Genomic DNA, 523 nt, shown 5'->3' with positions numbered 1-523 from the left:
CCTATACCTCGTTCCGGGAAGGAACGTGTTCTAAAAGTTGAACTACTCCCGCATAATTCATGGAGGCGGCAACCGGATTTGAACCGGTGAATAAAGGTTTTGCAGACCTTGGCCTTACCACTTGGCTATGCCGCCAAAAGTAACTGGGCTAACTGGATTCGAACCAGTGAGTGACGGAGTCAAAGTCCGTTGCCTTACCGCTTGGCTATAGCCCATTAATAATAAAGGGCGACTGATGGGAATCGAACCCACGAATGTCGGAACCACAATCCGATGTGTTAACCACTTCACCACAGTCGCCATGGCAGGGGCAGTAGGAATCGAACCCACATCAAAGGTTTTGGAGACCTCTATTCTACCGTTGAACTATGCCCCTATTAAAATAAGATGGTGGAGGGGGGCAGATTCGAACTGCCGAACCCGAAGGAGCGGATTTACAGTCCGCCGCGTTTAGCCACTTCGCTACCCCTCCGACAAATATATAATTCAAAATGGTGGAGAATGACGGGTTCGAACCGCCGAC

Annotated in this window: 5 tRNA genes; all 5 read right to left on the bottom strand. The window is 49.9% G+C overall.

Going from position 1 to position 523, the window contains the following annotated elements:
- Positions 1–60: 60 nt before the first annotated feature.
- Positions 61–135, bottom strand: a tRNA-Cys gene (locus tag HMPREF3270_RS11115).
- An 8-nt stretch (positions 136–143) separates the two neighbouring features.
- Positions 144–215, bottom strand: a tRNA-Gln gene (locus HMPREF3270_RS11110).
- Positions 216–227: 12 nt separating this feature from the next.
- Positions 228–300, bottom strand: a tRNA-His gene (locus tag HMPREF3270_RS11105).
- A 2-nt stretch (positions 301–302) separates the two neighbouring features.
- Positions 303–376 (bottom strand) — tRNA-Trp (locus tag HMPREF3270_RS11100).
- 12 nt (positions 377–388) lie between these two features.
- Positions 389–472, bottom strand: a tRNA-Tyr gene (locus HMPREF3270_RS11095).
- Positions 473–523 lie beyond the last annotated feature (51 nt).

The sequence above is a fragment of the Staphylococcus sp. HMSC65H10 genome (assembly GCF_001839185.1).
Lineage (GTDB): Bacteria > Bacillota > Bacilli > Staphylococcales > Staphylococcaceae > Staphylococcus > Staphylococcus simulans.
This window is presented reverse-complemented; position numbering and strand designations above follow the sequence as displayed.